The following is a 17,321-nucleotide window of genomic DNA, read 5'->3' on the forward strand; positions in this document are numbered from 1 at the left end:
TCAACTCGCGACGCGAAACGCGGGCTACAAGCGTTGATAAAGCGACAGATACTCTTTCGCCGCCACCGGCCAGCCGAAGTCCACGCTCATGGCGTGACGCTGAACGTGGCGCCAATGTTTCGGCCGGCTCCACAGCACCATGGCGCGGCGGATGGCGTTGCCCAGCGCGACGGCGTCGCAATCGTCGAACACGAATCCGCTGGCGGTGCCGTCGGCCAGGTTCTCCAGCGCGCAGTCCACGACCGTGTCCGCCAGTCCGCCGGTGCGGCGCACCAGCGGCAGCGTGCCGTATTTCAGGCCGTAGAGCTGCGTCAGGCCGCAGGGCTCGAAGCGGCTCGGCACCAGAATGACGTCGGCGCCGCCGATGATGCGGTGGGAGAAGGATTCGTGATAACCGATCTGCACGCCGACCTGCTCAGGATAGTCGGCGGCGGCGGCCAGAAATGCCTGCTGCAGCACCGCGTCGCCGGCGCCCAGCAGCGCCAGCTGCCCGCCCTGCGCCAGCAATTCGGGCAACGCCTGCAGCACCAGATCGAGGCCTTTCTGGCTGGTCAATCGGCTCACCACCGCGAACACCGGCAGCGATTCGTCCACCTTCAGCCCCATGGCCTTTTGCAGATGCAGCTTGTTTTTGACCTTGCTTTTCAGATCGTCGGCGTCATAGCGGGCGCTCAGCCGCGGGTCGTGGGCCGGATCCCAAATCTTGTCGTCCACGCCGTTGAGGATGCCGCTCAACCTGCCTTGCCGCTGCCGCTCCTGCAGCAGCCCCTCCATGCCGTAGCCGAACTCCGGCCGGGTGATCTCGCGCGCATAGGTCGGGCTGACGGCGGTCACGTGGTCGGCATAAAACAGCCCGGCCTTGAGGAACGACATCTGGCCGTAGAATTCCAGGCCATAGACATCGTAAAACGACGCCGGCAGCCACAGCTCGGTCACGTGATGGGCGGAGAACAGCCCTTGATAGGCCAGGTTATGCACCGTGAACACCGAACGCGCCGGATGGCCGTTGGCAGCCAGATAGGCGCAGCTCAGGCCGGCATGCCAGTCGTGGGCGTGCACCAGTTGCGGACGCCAGTAGCGATCCAGCCCCTTGGCCAGCTCGCAGGCCATCCAGCCCAGCAGCGCAAAGCGGCGGTGGTTGTCGGGGTAGGCATACATGGACTGATCGTGGTACGGGCTGCCCGACCGGTCATACAGCCAGGGCGCATCGATGAGATAGATGCCCACACCATGGTAGGTGCCGTAACGCAGGCCAACCCGACCGGCGAACGAGTCGATTTCCGCCACCAGCACGGTGTCGGGTATGCCGTTGCGTACGTCAGGAAAAGCGGGCAATAGCACCCGAACATCGGCGCCTTCGGCGATTTGCGCCGCCGGCAGCGCGCCAACCACGTCTGCGAGTCCGCCCGTTTTCAGCAGGGGGAACATTTCAGAACATACGTGTAAGACCTGCATTATCACTCCTGAAAGTCGGCCGAAGGCCTCTGGATAAGAAATAAAGCAGGCTTGCCGCTGTTATGTGTGCCGCGTTGCGCAAGCCATCGAACCGTTCATCGGGCGGCAGGCTATCGTTCTGCCCCCCACGTTAACTCACAATTTTGACAACATTTCGCGCGTCACCAGCACGATGCCGCCTTCCGAGCGATAGAAACGCTTGCTGTCCTCATCGGCGTTTTCCCCGATCACCATGCCCTCAGGAATGTGGCAGGCGCGGTCGATGATGCAGCGCCGCAGGCGGCAGGAACGGCCGACGTTCACGTCCGGCAACAATACGGTAGAGTCGATGGTGCAGAACGAGTTCACTCGCACGCGCGGGAACAGCACCGAATGCACCACCACCGATCCGGACACGATGCAACCGCCGGACACCAGCGAGTTCATGGTCATGCCGTGGCTGCCGGAGCGATCCTGCACAAACTTGGCCGGCGGCAGCGGTTCCATGTGGGTGCGGATCGGCCAGGCGCGGTCGTACATGTCCAGCTCCGGCGTCACCGACGCCAGATCGAGATTGGCGCGCCAATAGGCGTCCAGCGTGCCCACGTCGCGCCAGTACGGCGGCAGATCGGGGTTGGACGTCACGCAGGACAAGGTAAACGGATGCGCCCACGCCGCCTGCTGCGCGGTGATTTTCGGGATCAGATCCTTGCCGAAATCGTGGCTGGAGCCAGGGGTCGACATATCCTCTTCCAGCAGTTGGAACAGATAAGCGGCATTAAAAATATAGATGCCCATGCTGGCCAGCGACATATCCGGGTTGCCCGGCATCGCCGGCGGATCGGCGGGCTTTTCCAGAAACTCGATGATACGGTCGCTTTCATCCACCTTCATCACGCCGAATTCGCCGGCTTCGCTGCGCGGCACCGGCAGGCAGGCCACGGTGCACTGAGCGCCTTTCTCGACGTGATCGATCAGCATGCGTGAGTAATCCATCTTGTAGATGTGATCGCCCGCCAGGATCACCACGTATTCGGCCTCGTAGCGGCGGATGATATCCAGGTTCTGGTACACCGCGTCGGCGGTGCCCTTGTACCAATGCTCGGTGCTGAGGCGCTGCTGGGCCGGCAGCAGATCGACGAACTCGTTCATCTCCTCGTTGAGGAACGACCAGCCGCGCTGAATGTGCTGCACCAGCGTGTGCGACTGGTATTGGGTGATCACGCCGATGCGGCGGATGCCGGAGTTCAGGCAGTTCGACAAGGCGAAATCGATGATGCGGAATTTGCCGCCAAAGTGGACAGCGGGCTTGGCGCGGGTGGAGGTCAAATCTTTCAAACGTGAGCCGCGGCCGCCGGCCAGGATCAGCGCTACGGATTTAATCGGCAACTGGCGCGCCAACATCAGGGGGTCTTTATTTTCAAACCTAACCATAGCGGACTCCTTTTATTATTTCCGTACCAGAACGCAAAGCGAGCGCGCGGCCTGGTGCCAGGCGGGCAATACCGCCCGTGAGTCTTCCTGAGTGAACGGGGCGACAACCTGCCAATCGCCTTCCGGCAATCTCATCTCCGTCGTTTGCGGCGTGGCGTTGACCAGCAACAGCCAGCGCTGCGACAGCAGGATCTGCATGAGCAGCTCGCCCCGCTCCCACTGCTGCGCGTCGAGCGGCTGGCCTTGCGCGTTCAGCCACTGCACGCTGCCGTCGTCCTGCTGCCACCAGCGGTCCTGCTGCAGCGCGGGGATCTGGCGGCGCAGCGCGATCAGCGCCGCGACGTAATCGGTCAGCGCGTCATCCGCCGTGGCCCAATCGAGCCAGGTGGTGGCGTTGTCCTGACAATAGGCATTGTTGTTCCCCTGCTGGCTGTGTCCCTGTTCATCGCCGGCCAGCAGCATCGGCGTGCCCTGGGACAGCAATAGCGTGGCGAGCATCGCCCGCTGGCTGGCCCTGCGGCGTTGCACAATGGCGTCGTCGGCGACCAGGCCTTCCACGCCGTGGTTGTTGCTGAAATTGCGATCGCTGCCGTCGCGGTTGCCCTCACCGTTCGGCTGATTGTGTTTCTCGTTGAAGCTGACCACGTCTTGCAGGGTAAAGCCGTCATGCGCGGTCAGCATGTTGACGGTGGCGTAAGGCGCCCGCCCGCGCTGGTTGTACAGATCGCTGGAAGCGGCAAAACGCCGGGCGAACTGGCCGAGCGACACGCCGCTCTGCAGCCAGAAACGGCGCATGTCGTCGCGGTAATGATCGTTCCATTCGGCGAAGCGGCCGGGAAATGCCCCCACCTGATAGCCGCCGGGGCCAACGTCCCAGGGTTCGGCGATCAGCTTGCAGCGCGACAGCAGATCGTCCGCCAGCATCGCCTGGAACAGCGGCGCATCGCGATCGAACCCCGGCGTGCGGCCCAGCACGCTGCCCAGATCGAAGCGGAAGCCGTCGACGTGGCACTCCCGCACCCAAAAATGCAGGCAATCCATCACCCAGGCTACGCCCTGCGGCTGATCGAGCCGCAGCGTGTTGCCGCAGCCGGTGTCGTTGACATAGTCCCCTTCGGGCGTCAGCCAGTAGTAACTCAGATTATCGATGCCGCTCAGCGACAGCATCGGCCCATCCCTGTCCAGCTCGGCGCTGTGGTTGAACACCACGTCGAGGATCACCTCAATGCCGGCTTGGTGCAGCGCCTTAACCGCATCGCGGAATTCGTTCAGCGGCGTGGCATCGGTGCTCAGGCTGGCGTAGCGGTTGTCCGGCGCATAGGGCGCCAGCACGTTATAGCCCCAGTAGTTGATCAGCCCCAGCCGCTGCAGGCGCGGTTCGGAGGTATGTTGCTGCACCGGCAGCAGTTCCAGCGCGGTGATGCCGAGGCGTTTGAAGTGGGCGATCATCGCCGGGTGCCCCAGCGCGGCGAAACTGCCGCGCAGCGCCGGAGGGATCTGCGGGTGCAGCAGCGTCAGGCCGCGCACGTGCGCTTCGTAAATCACCGTCTGTCCCCAGGGCGTGGCGGGCGGGCGATCGTCCTGCCAGTCATACTGTTCGTCCACCACCACGCACTTCGGCATCAGCTCGGCGCTGTCGTGCGGGTCCGGCTGCTCGTAACCGCCGTGCAGGTGCGGGTGGTCCGCCACCGGCCCTTCCACCGCGCGCGCGGCCGGATCGAGCGCCAGCTTGTTGGGGTTGAAGCGCTGCCCGTTCGCCGGGTCAAACGGGCCGTAGACCCGGTAACCGTAACGTTGCCCCGGCCTGCCGCCCGGCAAGTAGCCATGCCAGATATCGCCGCTGCGCGCCGGCAGCGGCAGGCGCACTTCGCGCTGCTGGCCGTCGAACAGGCACAGCTCCACCCGTTCGGCGTGCGCCGAGTACAGGGTAAAGTTGATGCCTTCGCCGTCATACTGCGCGCCCAGCGGCGCGGCGAGGCCGGCCGTCAGCTCGGTCATGGCGCCTCCCGCAGCAGGTAAATGGTCGACAATGGCGGCAACGTCACGCTGATAGAGAAATCGCGGCCATGGCTGCCGACCGCTTCGGAAGAGACCCGCCCCTGATTACCGGCGTTGCTGCCGTGATAGTGGTGCGAATCGGTATTGAGGATCTCGCGATAGTCACCGGCGCGGGAAATGCCGATGCGGTAGCGATAGCGCGGCACCGGGGTAAAGTTGCTGATGGCGATCAGCTCATTGCCCTGCGAATCGTAGCGTGCGAAGGCAAACACCGAGTTGTCGTGATCGTCGACCACCAGCCACTCGAAGCCGTCCGGGAAGTAGTCGCGCTCATACAGCGGCGCCTGCTGCCGGTAGCAATGGTTCAGATCGCGCACCAGCCGTTGCACGCCGTTATGCCAGTTATCCAGCCCTTCCAATAAATGCCAGTCGAGGCTGGTATCGAAATTCCACTCGCGCCCCTGCGCAAATTCGCAGCCCATAAACAGCAGCTTTTTACCCGGATGCGCCCACATAAAACCGTAATAGGCGCGCAGGTTGGCGAACTTCTGCCAGGCGTCGCCCGGCATACGGTCGAGGATCGATTTTTTGCCGTGCACCACTTCATCGTGCGAGATAGGCAACACGAAGTTCTCGGTATAGGCGTACAGCATGCCGAAGGTCATCTGGTTGTGGTGATACTTGCGGTGCACCGGATCGCACTTCATGTAATTGAGCGTGTCGTGCATCCAGCCGAGGTTCCATTTGTAGTGGAATCCCAGGCCGTTGGCATCCGGCGGCAGGGTGACGCCGGGATAGTCGGTGGACTCCTCCGCCAGCGTCACCGCGCCCGGCTGCGCCTGGCCGATAGTCTGGTTGGTATAACGCAGGAAGGCGATGGCCTCCAGATTCTCGTTGCCGCCGTAGTAATTCGGCACCCACTCGCCGTCGGCGCGGCTGTAATCGCGATAGATCATCGACGCCACCGCATCCACCCGCAGCGCGTCGATGCCGAAGCGCTCCAACCAATACAGCGCGTTGCCCGCCAGGTAGTTGCGCACCTCGTGGCGGCCGTAGTTGTAAATCAGCGTATTCCAGTCCTGATGGTAGCCCTCGCGCGGATCGGCGTACTCGTAAAGTGCAGTGCCATCGAAATTCGCCAGGCCGTAGGCGTCACTGGGGAAATGCCCCGGCACCCAGTCGAGGATCACGTTGATGCCCGCTTCATGCGCCGCCGCCACAAACGCCCTGAAGTCGGCCGGCGTGCCGAAGCGTCGGGTCGGCGCATACAGCCCCAGCGGCTGATAGCCCCAGCTGCCGTCGAACGGGTGCTCGTTGATCGGCAGCAGCTCGATATGGGTGAATCCCATGTCCTTCACATAATCGATCAGTTGCACTGCCAGCTCGCCGTAGCTGAGCCAGAAGTGGTTGTCAGTGTGGCGGCGCCATGAGCCGAGATGCACCTCGTAGATGGCGATCGGCTGGTCAAAATCGTTGGCGCGGCGGCGCGCCGGCGTCGACGGCACCACCTCCGGCAGCGGCGCCACCAGCGAGGCGGTATCCGGGCGCATCTGCGCCTCGAAGGCGTAAGGATCGGCTTTCAACTGAGTATTGCCGTAGCAATCGACGATTTCATACTTGTACAGCTGGCCGGCCTGCACGCCGGGCAAGAACAGCTCCCAGATGCCGTTTTCACGCCGCAGACGCATCGGGTGGCGGCGGCCGTCCCAGAAGTTGAATTCCCCCACCACCGAAACACGCTGGGCGTTGGGCGCCCAGACCGCAAAGCTGACGCCGTCGATGCCATCCAGCGTGACGAGGTGGGCGCCCAGCCGTTCGTAGGGGCGCAAATGCGTACCCTCAGCCAATAGCCAACTGTCGATATCCTGCAGCAGCGGGCCGAACCGATAAGGATCGTCGACGATCTGTTGATGATCGCGCCAGCTGACCTGCAGCTGATAGCGGAAAGGATTTTTGCGCCGCGGCACCACCGCGCTGAAGAAACCGCGCGGATCGTCGCAGTTCAGCTGCACCAGCCGCCGGCCGGTTTGCTGTTCCACCAACCAGACTGCGCCGGCGTCCGGCAGCAGCGCGCGCACCTGCAGACCGTTATCGGTCGCATGCATGCCAAGCAGAGCGAAGGGATCGGCGTAATGGCCGGAGATGATCTGATCAATCACGTCACGATCGGGAAGTACAGGCATAGTCTTCTTCCTTAGATTAACAGCATGATCTAAGCACGGCTTGTTGATTATTCCTTGGCCGTTTTGGTCATCATGCAATGCATTCGGACTCTAAAGCGTGATTGCGGTCGGTTATTGACCAATCTTTACTCTGCCGACCTGAATTTCGCTCTTTATGCTTATTTTTTGAAATATTTCAGTCATGGTGAAAAATTGTCCACCCATGCATTAAGCATAGCCAATGTCTGTTAAAAACTGCTCAGCATTGCTCAGGAAAATTCTTCATTAAGAAAACTGCCAGCCTGGCGGCGTTTGCATGCGGCGGCTGACGAGGAGATAGGCGGGATCCCGCCCATTGAAACGAGGCTGGCGATGACGCTGCCCGACGCGGTGCGCGGCGAACAAAAAAGCGGAAAATAAGGCATTAGGGGGCTGAAAGCAGCCAGCCCCCTGGAAGTGCGGGTTTACAGCAGGATGCGCAGCATGCGGCGCAGCGGCTCGGCCGCGCCCCACAGCAGTTGGTCGCCCACGGTGAACGCCGACAGGTACTCCGGCCCCATATTCAGCTTGCGCAGACGGCCGACCGGCGTATTCAGCGTACCGGTCACCGCCGCCGGCGTCAGTTCGCGCATGGTCAGTTCGCGGTCGTTCGGGATCACGCGCACCCAGTCGTTGTGCGTCGCCAGCATCTGCTCGATTTCCGGCAGCGACACGTCTTTTTTCAGCTTCAGCGTGAACGCCTGGCTGTGGCAGCGCAGCGCGCCGACGCGCACGCACAGACCGTCGACCGGGATCACGCTGGCGGTGTTCAGGATCTTGTTGGTTTCCGCCTGGCCTTTCCACTCTTCGCGGCTCTGGCCGTTGTCGAGCTGCTTGTCGATCCACGGGATCAGGCTGCCGGCCAGCGGCACGCCGAAGTTATCGGTCGGCAGTTTGCCGCTGCGAGTGGCCTCGGTCACCTTGCGTTCGATATCCAGAATGGCGGAGGCCGGGTTCTGCAGCTCTTTCGCCACGTCGGCGTGCAGCATGCCCATTTGGGTCAGCAGTTCGCGCATGTGGCGCGCGCCGCCGCCGGAGGCCGCCTGGTAGGTGGCGACCGACGCCCACTCCACCAGATCGTTGGCGAACAGGCCGCCGAGCGACATCAGCATCAGGCTGACGGTGCAGTTGCCGCCGACGAAGGTTTTGATGCCTTTGTCCAGGCCCTGCTGGATCACCGCGTGGTTGACCGGATCCAGGATGATGATGGCGTCGTCCTGCATGCGCAGCGACGAGGCCGCGTCGATCCAGTAACCCTGCCAACCGCTGGCGCGCAGCTTAGGATAGACTTCATTGGTATAATCGCCGCCCTGACAGGTAATAATGATATCGAGCGCGCTCAGCGCGTCGATGTCATACGCATCCTGCAGCGTGCCCTGCTGGCCGCCAAAGGCCGGCGCGGCGGAACCGTGCTGCGAGGTGGAGAAAAAGACCGGGCGAATGGCGTCGAAATCGCGCTCTTCCGTCATGCGTTGCATGAGAACCGAGCCGACCATTCCGCGCCAACCGATGAAACCAACGTTTTTCATAATATCTGTGTCCCGCCCGGATAAGGGCTTATTAGGTGATAACGAGTTGTGTGCAATATCTCCTCACCTTACAAAATGTCGGCGCGGGCGCAAAGTGAATTTATTCGATGGCTGGGGATTTCTCAGCAATCCTTCTTATAGGCAAGGACGCGGCCGTAAAGGCCGAGGCGTTTTCCCGATCACGAGGTCACCATGACAGAGATGATTTCCGCTACGGTATTGCTGTTTTTAATTATGGATCCGCTGGGCAATCTGCCGATTTTCATGTCGGTGCTCAAGCATCTGGAGCCGCGCCGCCGCCGGGTGGTGCTGATCCGCGAGCTGCTGATCGCCCTGCTGCTGATGCTGATCTTCCTGTTCGCCGGCGAGAAAATTCTGGCGTTCCTCAACCTGCGCACCGAAACCGTCTCCATTTCCGGCGGCATCATCCTGTTTCTGATCGCCATCAAGATGATTTTCCCCTCTCAGGAAGGAAACAGCTCCGGGCTGTCCGCCGGCGAGGAGCCGTTCCTGGTGCCGCTGGCGATCCCGCTGGTGGCCGGGCCGTCGATTTTGGCTGCATTGATGCTGCTGTCGCACCAGTATCCGCATCAGCTGCCCCATCTGGTGGCGGCGCTGCTGATCGCCTGGGGCCTCTCTGCGGCCATTTTGCTGATGTCGAACCTGTTCCTGCGCCTGCTGGGCAGCAAAGGCGTCAGCGCGCTGGAGCGATTGATGGGGCTGATTCTGGTGATGCTGTCGACCCAGATGTTCCTGGACGGCGTGCGGGCTTACATGAAGCTGTAGGCGCCTGGCGGCGCCGACAACGGTCCGCGCTTAGCGGGCGGTAACGCGGCGAATATAGGCGAGCGTATCGGCGACCACGCCGTCCAGCGGCTGGTTGATGTCGATCGCTTGCACATCCGGCTCCTGCTCGCCCGGCTCTTCCAGCGTGGCGAACTGGGAAATCAACATCTGCGGCTTGAAGAAGTGGCCCTTGCGTTGCTTCAGACGCTCCTCGATCACCGACTGGTCGCCTTTCAGATACAGGAAATGCAGGTTGAGATTGCCGTCGCGCAGGCGATCGCGATAGCTTTTCTTCAGCGCCGAGCACACCAGCAGCGACACGTCGTTGGTGCGCTGCATGGCGAAGATGGCGTCGTTCAGAGCCGCCAGCCACGGCGCGCGATCGTTGTCGTCCAACGCATGCCCGGAGGACATTTTGATGATGTTGGCGCGCGGGTGCAGGTAGTCACCATCCAGCATGGCGGCGTTGGCCTGGTGAGCGACAGCGCTGGCCACGGCGGATTTGCCGCTGCCGGAAACGCCCATCAAAACAAATACGTGATTCTGCGGATTACTCATTGTGTCATGCCCTTATGGGAACTGGCGCGAGCGCGCCAAATGCGTCCCAACTGATAAAGATACTCTGGAACGCCGACGCCCCGCAGGGCGCCGGATAAAGATTATACGACCGTCGCCAGCAGCAGACAGCCCACCAGGCCGCACACCGAGATAATGGTTTCCAACACCGACCAGGATTTGATGGTTTCCATGATGCTCAGGTTGAAGTACTCCTTGAACAGCCAGAAGCCCGGATCGTTGACGTGCGAGAAGATGACGCTGCCGGAACCGACCGCAATCACCATCAGCTCAGGGCTGACGCCGGTGGTGGCGATCAGCGGCGCCACGATGCCGCCGGCGGTGATCGCCGCCACGGTGGCGGAACCCAGCGCCAGACGCAGCGCAGCGGCGATCGACCAGGCCATCAGGATCGGCGAAACGTTGCTGCCTTCCATCAGGCCGGCGATGTACTTCTCAACGCCGCTGTCCACCAGCACCTGCTTGAAGGCGCCGCCGCCGCCAATGATCAACAGCATCATGGCGATGATTTTAATCGAGTCGGTGATGGTGCCCATCACTTCATCCATGGTACGGCCACGGTTCAGGCCGAAGGTGAAGATGGCGATCAGCACGGCGATCATGGTGGCCATCACCGGGTCACCGAAGAACTCGGCGAAGCGCAGCAGGCTGTGGCCCTTCGGCAGCACCATTTCAGCGACCGCGCGCAGCGCCATCAGGATCACCGGCACCAGCGACGTGGCGACGCTGACGCCAAAGCTTGGCATCTCCGCGTCGGTAAAGGTTTTCGGGTTGTACAGGCCTTCCGGCACCGGCTTGTCAATGCCTTTCAGGAAGCGGGCGTAGACCGGGCCGGCTAGGATCACCGTCGGGATCGCCAGCAGCGTGCCGTACAGCAGGGTTTTACCCATGTCGGCATGGAAGATGGTGGCGATGGCGGTCGGGCCTGGGTGCGGCGGCAGGAAGCCGTGGGTCACCGACAGCGCGGCGGCCATCGGCACGCCGACGTACAGCAGCGGGATACGCGCGGAGGCGGCGATGGTGAACACCAGCGGCAGCAGCAGCACGAAGCCCACTTCGTAGAACAGCGCGAAGCCGACGGTGAAGCCGGTCAGCACCACCGCCCATTGAATGTGTTTTCTGCCGAACTTGTCGATCAGCGTGGTGGCGATGCGCTGTGCGCCGCCGCAGTCCGCCAGCAGTTTGCCGAGCATGGCGCCGAAGCCCATGATCAGCGCCAGGCTGCCCAACGTGCCGCCCACGCCGGCCTTGATGGAGCCGATGACCTTATCGACTGGCATACCCTGCGCGATCCCGACCGCCAAAGCAACCAGAACCAGAGAGATAAAGCCGTTCAGCTTGAAGCGGATCATCAGCAGCAGCAGCAGCGCTACGCCGCCTGCAACAATCACTAATGGCATAGTTTTTCTCCAACCTTTTATCGCGACTCTCTTTACAATAGGCGTAAAGCGTGCGGTTGTTTTATTTTTAGGCTCTTTCCCGGTGTTTAAGAAGAGCTGTAGGTGTTGTTGAGTCAGAGGTTCAGTCTTGCAGCAAGATGACCGCGCACTCGTTGTTACCGGTATCATGATACCGGTAACAACATGAGCGCCGGAACCGGGTAACCGGCTAAAATTCGCGTTCTGGGACAGAGATCAAACTTATGCCGGCAACGAGCGGCGGGCTTACAGGCGGGGTAACCAGCGCGCCTCAGGGCGCGCTGTAAAAAGAAAGAGTGTTAAAACAGAACGTTAAAATGGCTCAGATGCTGCCGCCGGGGATCACGGTGAAACCGACGTCCACCATGCGCGGGCACACCGTTTCGCCGCGCAGCCGGGCCAGCAAGCGCTCGGCGCCGATCTGGCCCATGCGTTCGCGCGGCGTCAGCACGCTGGCCAGCTTCGGCACCATCACCTGGCCGATGTCATGGCCGTGGAAACCGGCGATCGCCATGTCCTGCGGGATCGACAGCCCTTGCCGCTGGCATTCGAAGGCCGCGCCGATCGCCAGGTCATCGTTGGTGCAGAAGATACTGTCGATCTGCGGGTAGTCACGCTGCGCCTGGCGCAACAGCTCGCCGCCGGCGGAATAAGAGGAAGAACGCGCGGTCATGATGCTGTACGGCTCCAGGCCGGATTCACGCATCGCCTGCTCATACCCCTGCTGCTTGATGATGGTACGCTCATCCTGACGAGCGCCGAAATAGACCACGTGACGATGGCCGTGCGCGATGATCTGCTGGGTCATCTGGCGCGCCGCCTCGAAGTTGTTGAAGCCCACCGCCAGATCGATGCACGGCGAGACGCAGTCCATCAGCTCCACCACCGGAATGCCCGCCACCTCGATCATCTTCAGGGTACGCGGCGTATGGTGGCGCTCGGACAGGATCAGGCCGTCGATATTGTAAGACAGCAGCGAGGTCAGACGCTCTTCTTCACGTTCCGGCAGGTAGCCATAGTGCGCCAGCATGGTCTGGTAGTTGTGCGCGTCGGTCACGCTTTCGATGCCGCGCAGCACTTCGGCGAACACCTGGTTGGTCAGCGACGGCAACAGCACGCCAATCGCCCGGCTGGTGGCGTTGGAGAGGATATCCGGCGCGCGGTTGGGGATGTAGCCCAGCTCATCCAGCGCGACGGCGATTTTTTGCTGCAGGGCGGCGGAAACCTGGTCGGGATTGCGCAGATAACGGCTCACCGTCATCTTGGTCACGCCCACCTTGTCTGCCACATCCTGGAGTACCGGCCGTTTTTTCTTCATTATCAATGAACTGACTAACCGTGAATGGGCAGTCATTTTAGCAAAAAAAACGGCGGGCCGATATTGTCGGTTATGCGACGGCCAACGCAAAAAGGGCTCACACCGTGAGCCCTTCATACGCTGACAAAGGGGGAAAAAGCGTGGTTTTTCCCCCTTTGTGATGATTAGCCGAAAATCAATAAATTGATTTTCCTTGTTTTTATATGCTGGCGGCGTCAAGTCAGGCAACATCGTCAGACGTGTCATTAACCTCAAGGGCTCACATCGTGAGCCCTTGAAATTTACCGCTTAATCACACCGGCGGCAGATCGAACAGCAGGATTTCGCTCTCTTCGTCGGCCTGGATCGTCAGCGCCGATTCATCCCACACCGCGAACGCGTCGCTGATACCGGCGGTCTGGCCGTTGACCGAGACCTTGCCGCGCACCACCTGGATCCAAACGCGACGGCCGGCGGCAATCGGGCATTCCCCCTGCTCGCCCTTATTCAGCGCCCAACGCGACAGCGTCATATCCTGGAACACCTTCAGCGAGCCGTCACGCGCATCCGGCGACAGCACCAGCTGACGGCCCTGCGGCGCGTCGAACATGCGCTGCTCATAGCGTGGCTCCAGCCCGACCTGATCCGGGATGATCCAAATCTGGTACAGGTGCAACGGGCGATCCTGATTAGCGTTGTACTCAGAATGACGCACCCCGGTGCCCGCGCTCATGATCTGGAATTCGCCGGCCTGGATCTGCTCCTTGTTGCCCATGCTGTCCTGGTGTTCCACCGTGCCACTCAGCACGTAGGTCAGGATTTCCATGTCTTTATGCGGGTGAGTACCGAAACCCTGCCCTGCGTCGATCACATCTTCGTTGATCACTCGCAGCGCCGAGAACCCCATAAAGTTCGGATCGTAGTAATCGGCAAATGAGAAGGTGTGCCAGCTATCCAGCCAGCCATGATTGGCGTGGCCGCGGTCTTCCGCTTTACGTACATAAATCATTTTCAACTCTCCTCAATGTTTTTTTACAGTCTAGTCCTGCCAGCAGAATAAGAAAGCGTAAAAAACTCATGCCTCTGTTCAAAAATTTCGATGGAATGAAACAGCGGATGGGCAGCGGATTTGTTGAAAGCGGAACCGGCTGAAAAAGGGCAAAAAAAAAAGCCAGCACCCGAGCTGGCTAAGTAAACACTGGAAGCAATGTGAGCAATGTCGTGCCTTCGCAGCGAGAGTATCAAGGATTGATGCCCTCCCCGGAACGCATCGCAATAATAATCATTATCATTCGCACCTGTAAAGCGTTTTTTTTGACCCGTTGAAATAATATTGACTCAAGGCAGTAAACGGATAAATTCAGAGGTTATTCAACCGGTAAGCAAAAGGATCAGCGAGATGAGCGAGATCGTGATACGCCACGTGGAAACATCGGATGCGCAGGCTCTGCATCATCTTTATTCTCAGACGCCCGTCTACCGCGATACGCTGCAGCTCCCGCTACCGTCCGTCGAGTCCTGGCAGAAACGTCTCGCCAACCCCGAACCGGGCACGCATAACCTGGCGGCCTTCGTTGACGGGCAGCTTGTCGGTCAGTTAGCCGTGATGCTGAATCAGCGCGTTCGCCGCCGCCACGTGGCCACCTTCGGCATCGGCGTCGATCCGCGCTACCACGGTAAAGGCGTCGGCAGCCGCCTGATGCAAGCGATGATCGACCTGTGCGACAACTGGGCGGCCATCGAGCGCATCGAACTGACGGTGTTTACCGACAACCCGGCGGCCATCGCGCTGTATCGCAAGTTCGGTTTTGAGATTGAAGGCACCAGCCGCGCTTTCGCCATTCGCGACGGCGTGCTGGTCGATGCCTACCATATGGCGCGTTTTCGCCGTGCACAGATAGAGATATAAAGGATAGTGATTTGTAACTTCTTGATCTGGCGGGCAGCTGTCCGCCAATTTTTAAAATTAAGGCGCTTATAGTCTATTTAAATTTCCCGTTGTAATCGGGTTCGCCAGGCCGCATACCATGAAATCCAGCAGCCCAGTAAGCAGTCTTTGCCAGTAATAAGGGCAACAGCTGAAATACATTCACTTGTTACCTCGGCTTCTCCTAATACCTGATGGTCTCCGTTATCCCTTACAAACTACAACCCAAGCATCTTCGTTGTACGGAGGCGCGCCGTTACTCTCATGATAGGTACTATTAGTATTTGTATCGCACGTTCTACTTTCAACGATATCGATATGTTCTGCAAACCTCTTCCTTTAATGGATTTAAGAAATTTCCTAGCATTTAGATAAAGAAGGCGTACTGTTAATGGTGTTATAACGGCTTTTTGATGCTGGTATAAAGCCCCCGCCACACCATAGCTGCATAATCAATGTGTTAGAGATAAAGAAGCCTCTCCCATCCTATGCGGATACCTGGCGACACGCCAGCCGTCGTCGTTTATGAGCATGCATTTTGAGAGTAAGCTTATAGTCGTTAGCTCAACCATTATGTTATACTTGGCAAAGTATTTTTATCTATTTTAATCCAACTGAAATTTTGATAAATGAAATGACGATGTAAATGAAAGAGACTTAACACCTACTTTAGTCTATATAAATAAGTTTTACTATTATGATGCGGATAAACATGGAGTCAAAATGGCACTAAACCCTGTCAAAATGAGAGATGACATAACAGCTCTTAGAGCGATAGCCGTTATTTCTGTTTTAGGTTTTCACTTCGGAATCCCAGGATTTAGTGGCGGATTTATAGGCGTTGATATCTTTTTTGTTATCAGTGGTTATTTGATAAGTGGCATTTTAATTAGAGACATAGAAAAGAATAAACTTAGTCTTTTTGACTTTTTGGTAAAAAGAGCATTTAGATTACTACCTGCACTTCTGGCAATAGTTATACTGACCTTTATTGCAGGGTATTTTATTCTTCAGCCTATAGAGTTTAAGAATAACGCCAGAGCATCCATATCATCGTTATTTTTCATATCCAACCTATATTTTTATTTAACTGGCGGCTATTTTGATGCATTTCCAATTACCAAGCCGTTATTGCACACATGGTCTTTATCTGTAGAAAGTCAGTTTTATTTTATATGGCCATTGGTACTTATGGTAACCATGTCCAGAAAAATCCCGGCTAAAATTACCATAACTTTATTTACCATTATTTTCTTCTTGTCTTCCCTGTATGCAGTAAACAGGAACCTAACCGCAGCATACCTGTTGACTCCATTTCGTCTTTGGGAGTTATCAATTGGCGGCTTATTTTATGTAATTAAACTAAAAAAAATAAAAGATAGCAAGGCATTAAGCAACATTATTTACGCATTGAGCTTAGCCGCCATCATCTTTTTCATAGTACATTTGGATGAGAAAATAGTATTCCCTGGTTATTATGCATTAATACCAACGGTGTGTACCGGTTTAATGCTAATTTTTGGTGAAAACTCTAATATAGCAACATGGTTAGAGCGAAAACCGATCATCCATATAGGTGAGATAAGCTATTCTTTATATTTAACTCACTGGCCAACTATTGTTATGGTGACCTTTGTTTTAGGAGAAAAAAACTTAATTGGTGGGTTAATATCCATTCCTATTAGCTATTTCATCGCTCTGCTTATGTACTACTACGTAGAGCAGCGCTATCGAACCGCATGGAAAAATGAAAGCAAGAACAAGCTAGTCGTAAAATATGTATTTACTCTTGCATTAACGGTTGTTATCTCCGCTACCGCGGTTTTCAGCGGGTGGATATGGCGATTACCTGCGGATTTGCAAAAGACAAACTATGCATTTGATAAAAAAGCATCAGATAGATATGTGTGGGCTAACAGCAATGGTTTTCAAAGGAAAGATATAACCCATTCTGAAAAGATAAAAATAGTCGTAATAGGTGACTCACAGGCAGCTGATGTTATCAATACGCTTATGGAGTCTAAGTATAATAATAAGCTTGATATAGCGTCTATACAAGTAGACGTCAAATGTGGCATTCCTTATATTAACCCGACAGAAATAGAGAACTATCTTAAAACTGTTAACCTTGCGGTTATATCATCAAACGGTCTTCAGGAGATGTGTAAACGAAACATTCTCGATACATTTAATGAATTCAACCAAAGAAACATGAAAGCCGCTGATTTCATCTTGATTGCCATGAACTGGAAGGATTTCAACGTTAAATACATCAATGAGACGTTGGATAAAATAAAAGAGACACAATCTAACGCTCAGGTTGTTGTTATTGGAAGAAAGAGCTTGAAGGCAAATGGGATTTTTATCTTCAATAAGAGCAACCAGAGTGAAGATGTAGATTCCTTTGCTGCAAAATATATCAGCGATGATATATTGAAAATAAATGAGAGTATCGCATCATCCTTGCCTAAACGTGTTGAATTTTTAGATCTAATGAATGTCGTTTGCCCGGGAAAAAAACTCTGTCGAATAGTCGATGATAAGAATCATATAACATATGGTGACGAAACGCACTTTACGAAAAGTGGAGCAGTTCTCTTCTCAAATGAAATAGTATCGAAACTGGGAATACTTAAGTCCTAAGCTTTCATGCTACGAAAAGCCACCATCCTGGTGGCTTTTTTTTGCCTTAGGCAATTTTTATTAACGCTCAGACGCCCC

General features: G+C 57.2%; 12 protein-coding genes. 3 read left to right on the forward strand and 9 right to left on the reverse strand.

The annotated features are described in order from the left end of the window. Positions 1-24 precede the first annotated feature (24 nt). The 5 genes from glgA to asd all read right to left on the reverse strand — a co-directional run bounded on the left by glgA (position 25) and on the right by asd (position 8,596). Entirely contained in the window at positions 25-1,455 is a 1,431-nt protein-coding gene (glgA, locus tag ACOWVD_RS21750) for a glycogen synthase GlgA (protein ID WP_421105777.1), read from the reverse strand. 135 nt (positions 1,456-1,590) lie between these two features. Further along, the gene (glgC, locus tag ACOWVD_RS21755; RefSeq protein WP_004930810.1) at positions 1,591-2,868 is read right to left on the reverse strand and encodes a glucose-1-phosphate adenylyltransferase; all 1,278 of its coding nucleotides are present in this window, start codon (positions 2,866-2,868) and stop codon (positions 1,591-1,593) included. A gap of 15 nt (positions 2,869-2,883) precedes the next feature. Next, positions 2,884-4,866, reverse strand: a complete 1,983-nt coding sequence (gene glgX / locus ACOWVD_RS21760; RefSeq protein WP_049240502.1) for a glycogen debranching protein GlgX — start codon at positions 4,864-4,866, stop codon at positions 2,884-2,886. Next, positions 4,863-7,049, reverse strand: coding sequence for a 1,4-alpha-glucan branching enzyme (glgB, locus tag ACOWVD_RS21765; RefSeq protein ID WP_164095737.1), 2,187 nt, complete (start codon positions 7,047-7,049; stop codon positions 4,863-4,865). Before glgB ends, glgX begins: the two co-directional genes overlap by 4 nt. A gap of 443 nt (positions 7,050-7,492) precedes the next feature. Next, positions 7,493-8,596 carry an aspartate-semialdehyde dehydrogenase gene (asd, locus tag ACOWVD_RS21770; protein ID WP_004930820.1) on the reverse strand — a complete coding sequence of 368 codons (1,104 nt, stop codon included), beginning with the start codon at positions 8,594-8,596 and terminating at the stop codon, positions 7,493-7,495. A 192-nt stretch (positions 8,597-8,788) separates the two neighbouring features. Between asd and ACOWVD_RS21775 the strand changes: the two genes are divergently transcribed. After that, a complete protein-coding gene (locus tag ACOWVD_RS21775; protein ID WP_025159894.1) occupies positions 8,789-9,382 on the forward strand; it encodes a YhgN family NAAT transporter in 594 nt (197 codons plus the stop codon). A 30-nt stretch (positions 9,383-9,412) separates the two neighbouring features. Here ACOWVD_RS21775 and gntK read toward each other — a convergent pair whose 3' ends face one another. From gntK to ACOWVD_RS21795, 4 genes are all read right to left on the reverse strand, one after another. Then, positions 9,413-9,940 carry a gluconokinase gene (gntK, locus tag ACOWVD_RS21780; RefSeq protein WP_015379326.1) on the reverse strand — a complete coding sequence of 176 codons (528 nt, stop codon included), beginning with the start codon at positions 9,938-9,940 and terminating at the stop codon, positions 9,413-9,415. Between the two features lie 101 nt (positions 9,941-10,041). Next, positions 10,042-11,358 (reverse strand): gluconate transporter, encoded by a 1,317-nt coding sequence (gntT, locus tag ACOWVD_RS21785; protein WP_421105778.1) that lies wholly within the window; start codon positions 11,356-11,358, stop codon positions 10,042-10,044. 340 nt (positions 11,359-11,698) lie between these two features. Continuing rightward, a complete protein-coding gene (gene gntR / locus ACOWVD_RS21790) occupies positions 11,699-12,694 on the reverse strand; it encodes a gluconate operon transcriptional repressor GntR (protein WP_004930833.1) in 996 nt (331 codons plus the stop codon). 292 nt (positions 12,695-12,986) lie between these two features. After that, positions 12,987-13,682: a pirin family protein gene (locus ACOWVD_RS21795; protein WP_004930835.1), complete on the reverse strand. Its 696-nt coding sequence runs from the start codon at positions 13,680-13,682 to the stop codon at positions 12,987-12,989. A gap of 390 nt (positions 13,683-14,072) precedes the next feature. Here ACOWVD_RS21795 and ACOWVD_RS21800 point away from each other — a divergent pair, with 390 nt between their 5' ends. Together ACOWVD_RS21800 and ACOWVD_RS21805 are read left to right on the forward strand one after the other, a co-directional pair. Beyond that, complete coding sequence (locus ACOWVD_RS21800; protein WP_049240499.1) at positions 14,073-14,582, forward strand: GNAT family N-acetyltransferase; 510 nt, start codon at positions 14,073-14,075, stop codon at positions 14,580-14,582. 741 nt (positions 14,583-15,323) lie between these two features. Continuing rightward, positions 15,324-17,243 carry an acyltransferase family protein gene (locus tag ACOWVD_RS21805; RefSeq protein WP_049240498.1) on the forward strand — a complete coding sequence of 640 codons (1,920 nt, stop codon included), beginning with the start codon at positions 15,324-15,326 and terminating at the stop codon, positions 17,241-17,243. The last annotated feature ends 78 nt before the right edge of the window (positions 17,244-17,321 follow it).

The organism is Serratia sp. SA088 (genome assembly GCF_049065515.1).
GTDB classification, from domain to species: Bacteria; Pseudomonadota; Gammaproteobacteria; order Enterobacterales; family Enterobacteriaceae; genus Serratia; species Serratia nematodiphila.

Bases quoted from the DNA above. Each gene is read 5' to 3' on its own strand.
- glgA (WP_421105777.1), bottom strand. From the start codon at position 1,455: ATGCAGGTCTTACACGTATGTTCTGAAATGTTCCCCCTGCTGAAAACG.
- glgC (WP_004930810.1), bottom strand. From the start codon at position 2,868: ATGGTTAGGTTTGAAAATAAAGACCCCCTGATGTTGGCGCGCCAGTTG.
- glgX (WP_049240502.1), bottom strand. From the start codon at position 4,866: ATGACCGAGCTGACGGCCGGCCTCGCCGCGCCGCTGGGCGCGCAGTAT.
- glgB (WP_164095737.1), bottom strand. From the start codon at position 7,049: ATGCCTGTACTTCCCGATCGTGACGTGATTGATCAGATCATCTCCGGC.
- asd (WP_004930820.1), bottom strand. From the start codon at position 8,596: ATGAAAAACGTTGGTTTCATCGGTTGGCGCGGAATGGTCGGCTCGGTT.
- ACOWVD_RS21775 (WP_025159894.1), top strand. From the start codon at position 8,789: ATGACAGAGATGATTTCCGCTACGGTATTGCTGTTTTTAATTATGGAT.
- gntK (WP_015379326.1), bottom strand. From the start codon at position 9,940: ATGAGTAATCCGCAGAATCACGTATTTGTTTTGATGGGCGTTTCCGGC.
- gntT (WP_421105778.1), bottom strand. From the start codon at position 11,358: ATGCCATTAGTGATTGTTGCAGGCGGCGTAGCGCTGCTGCTGCTGCTG.
- gntR (WP_004930833.1), bottom strand. From the start codon at position 12,694: ATGAAGAAAAAACGGCCGGTACTCCAGGATGTGGCAGACAAGGTGGGC.
- ACOWVD_RS21795 (WP_004930835.1), bottom strand. From the start codon at position 13,682: ATGATTTATGTACGTAAAGCGGAAGACCGCGGCCACGCCAATCATGGC.
- ACOWVD_RS21800 (WP_049240499.1), top strand. From the start codon at position 14,073: ATGAGCGAGATCGTGATACGCCACGTGGAAACATCGGATGCGCAGGCT.
- ACOWVD_RS21805 (WP_049240498.1), top strand. From the start codon at position 15,324: ATGGCACTAAACCCTGTCAAAATGAGAGATGACATAACAGCTCTTAGA.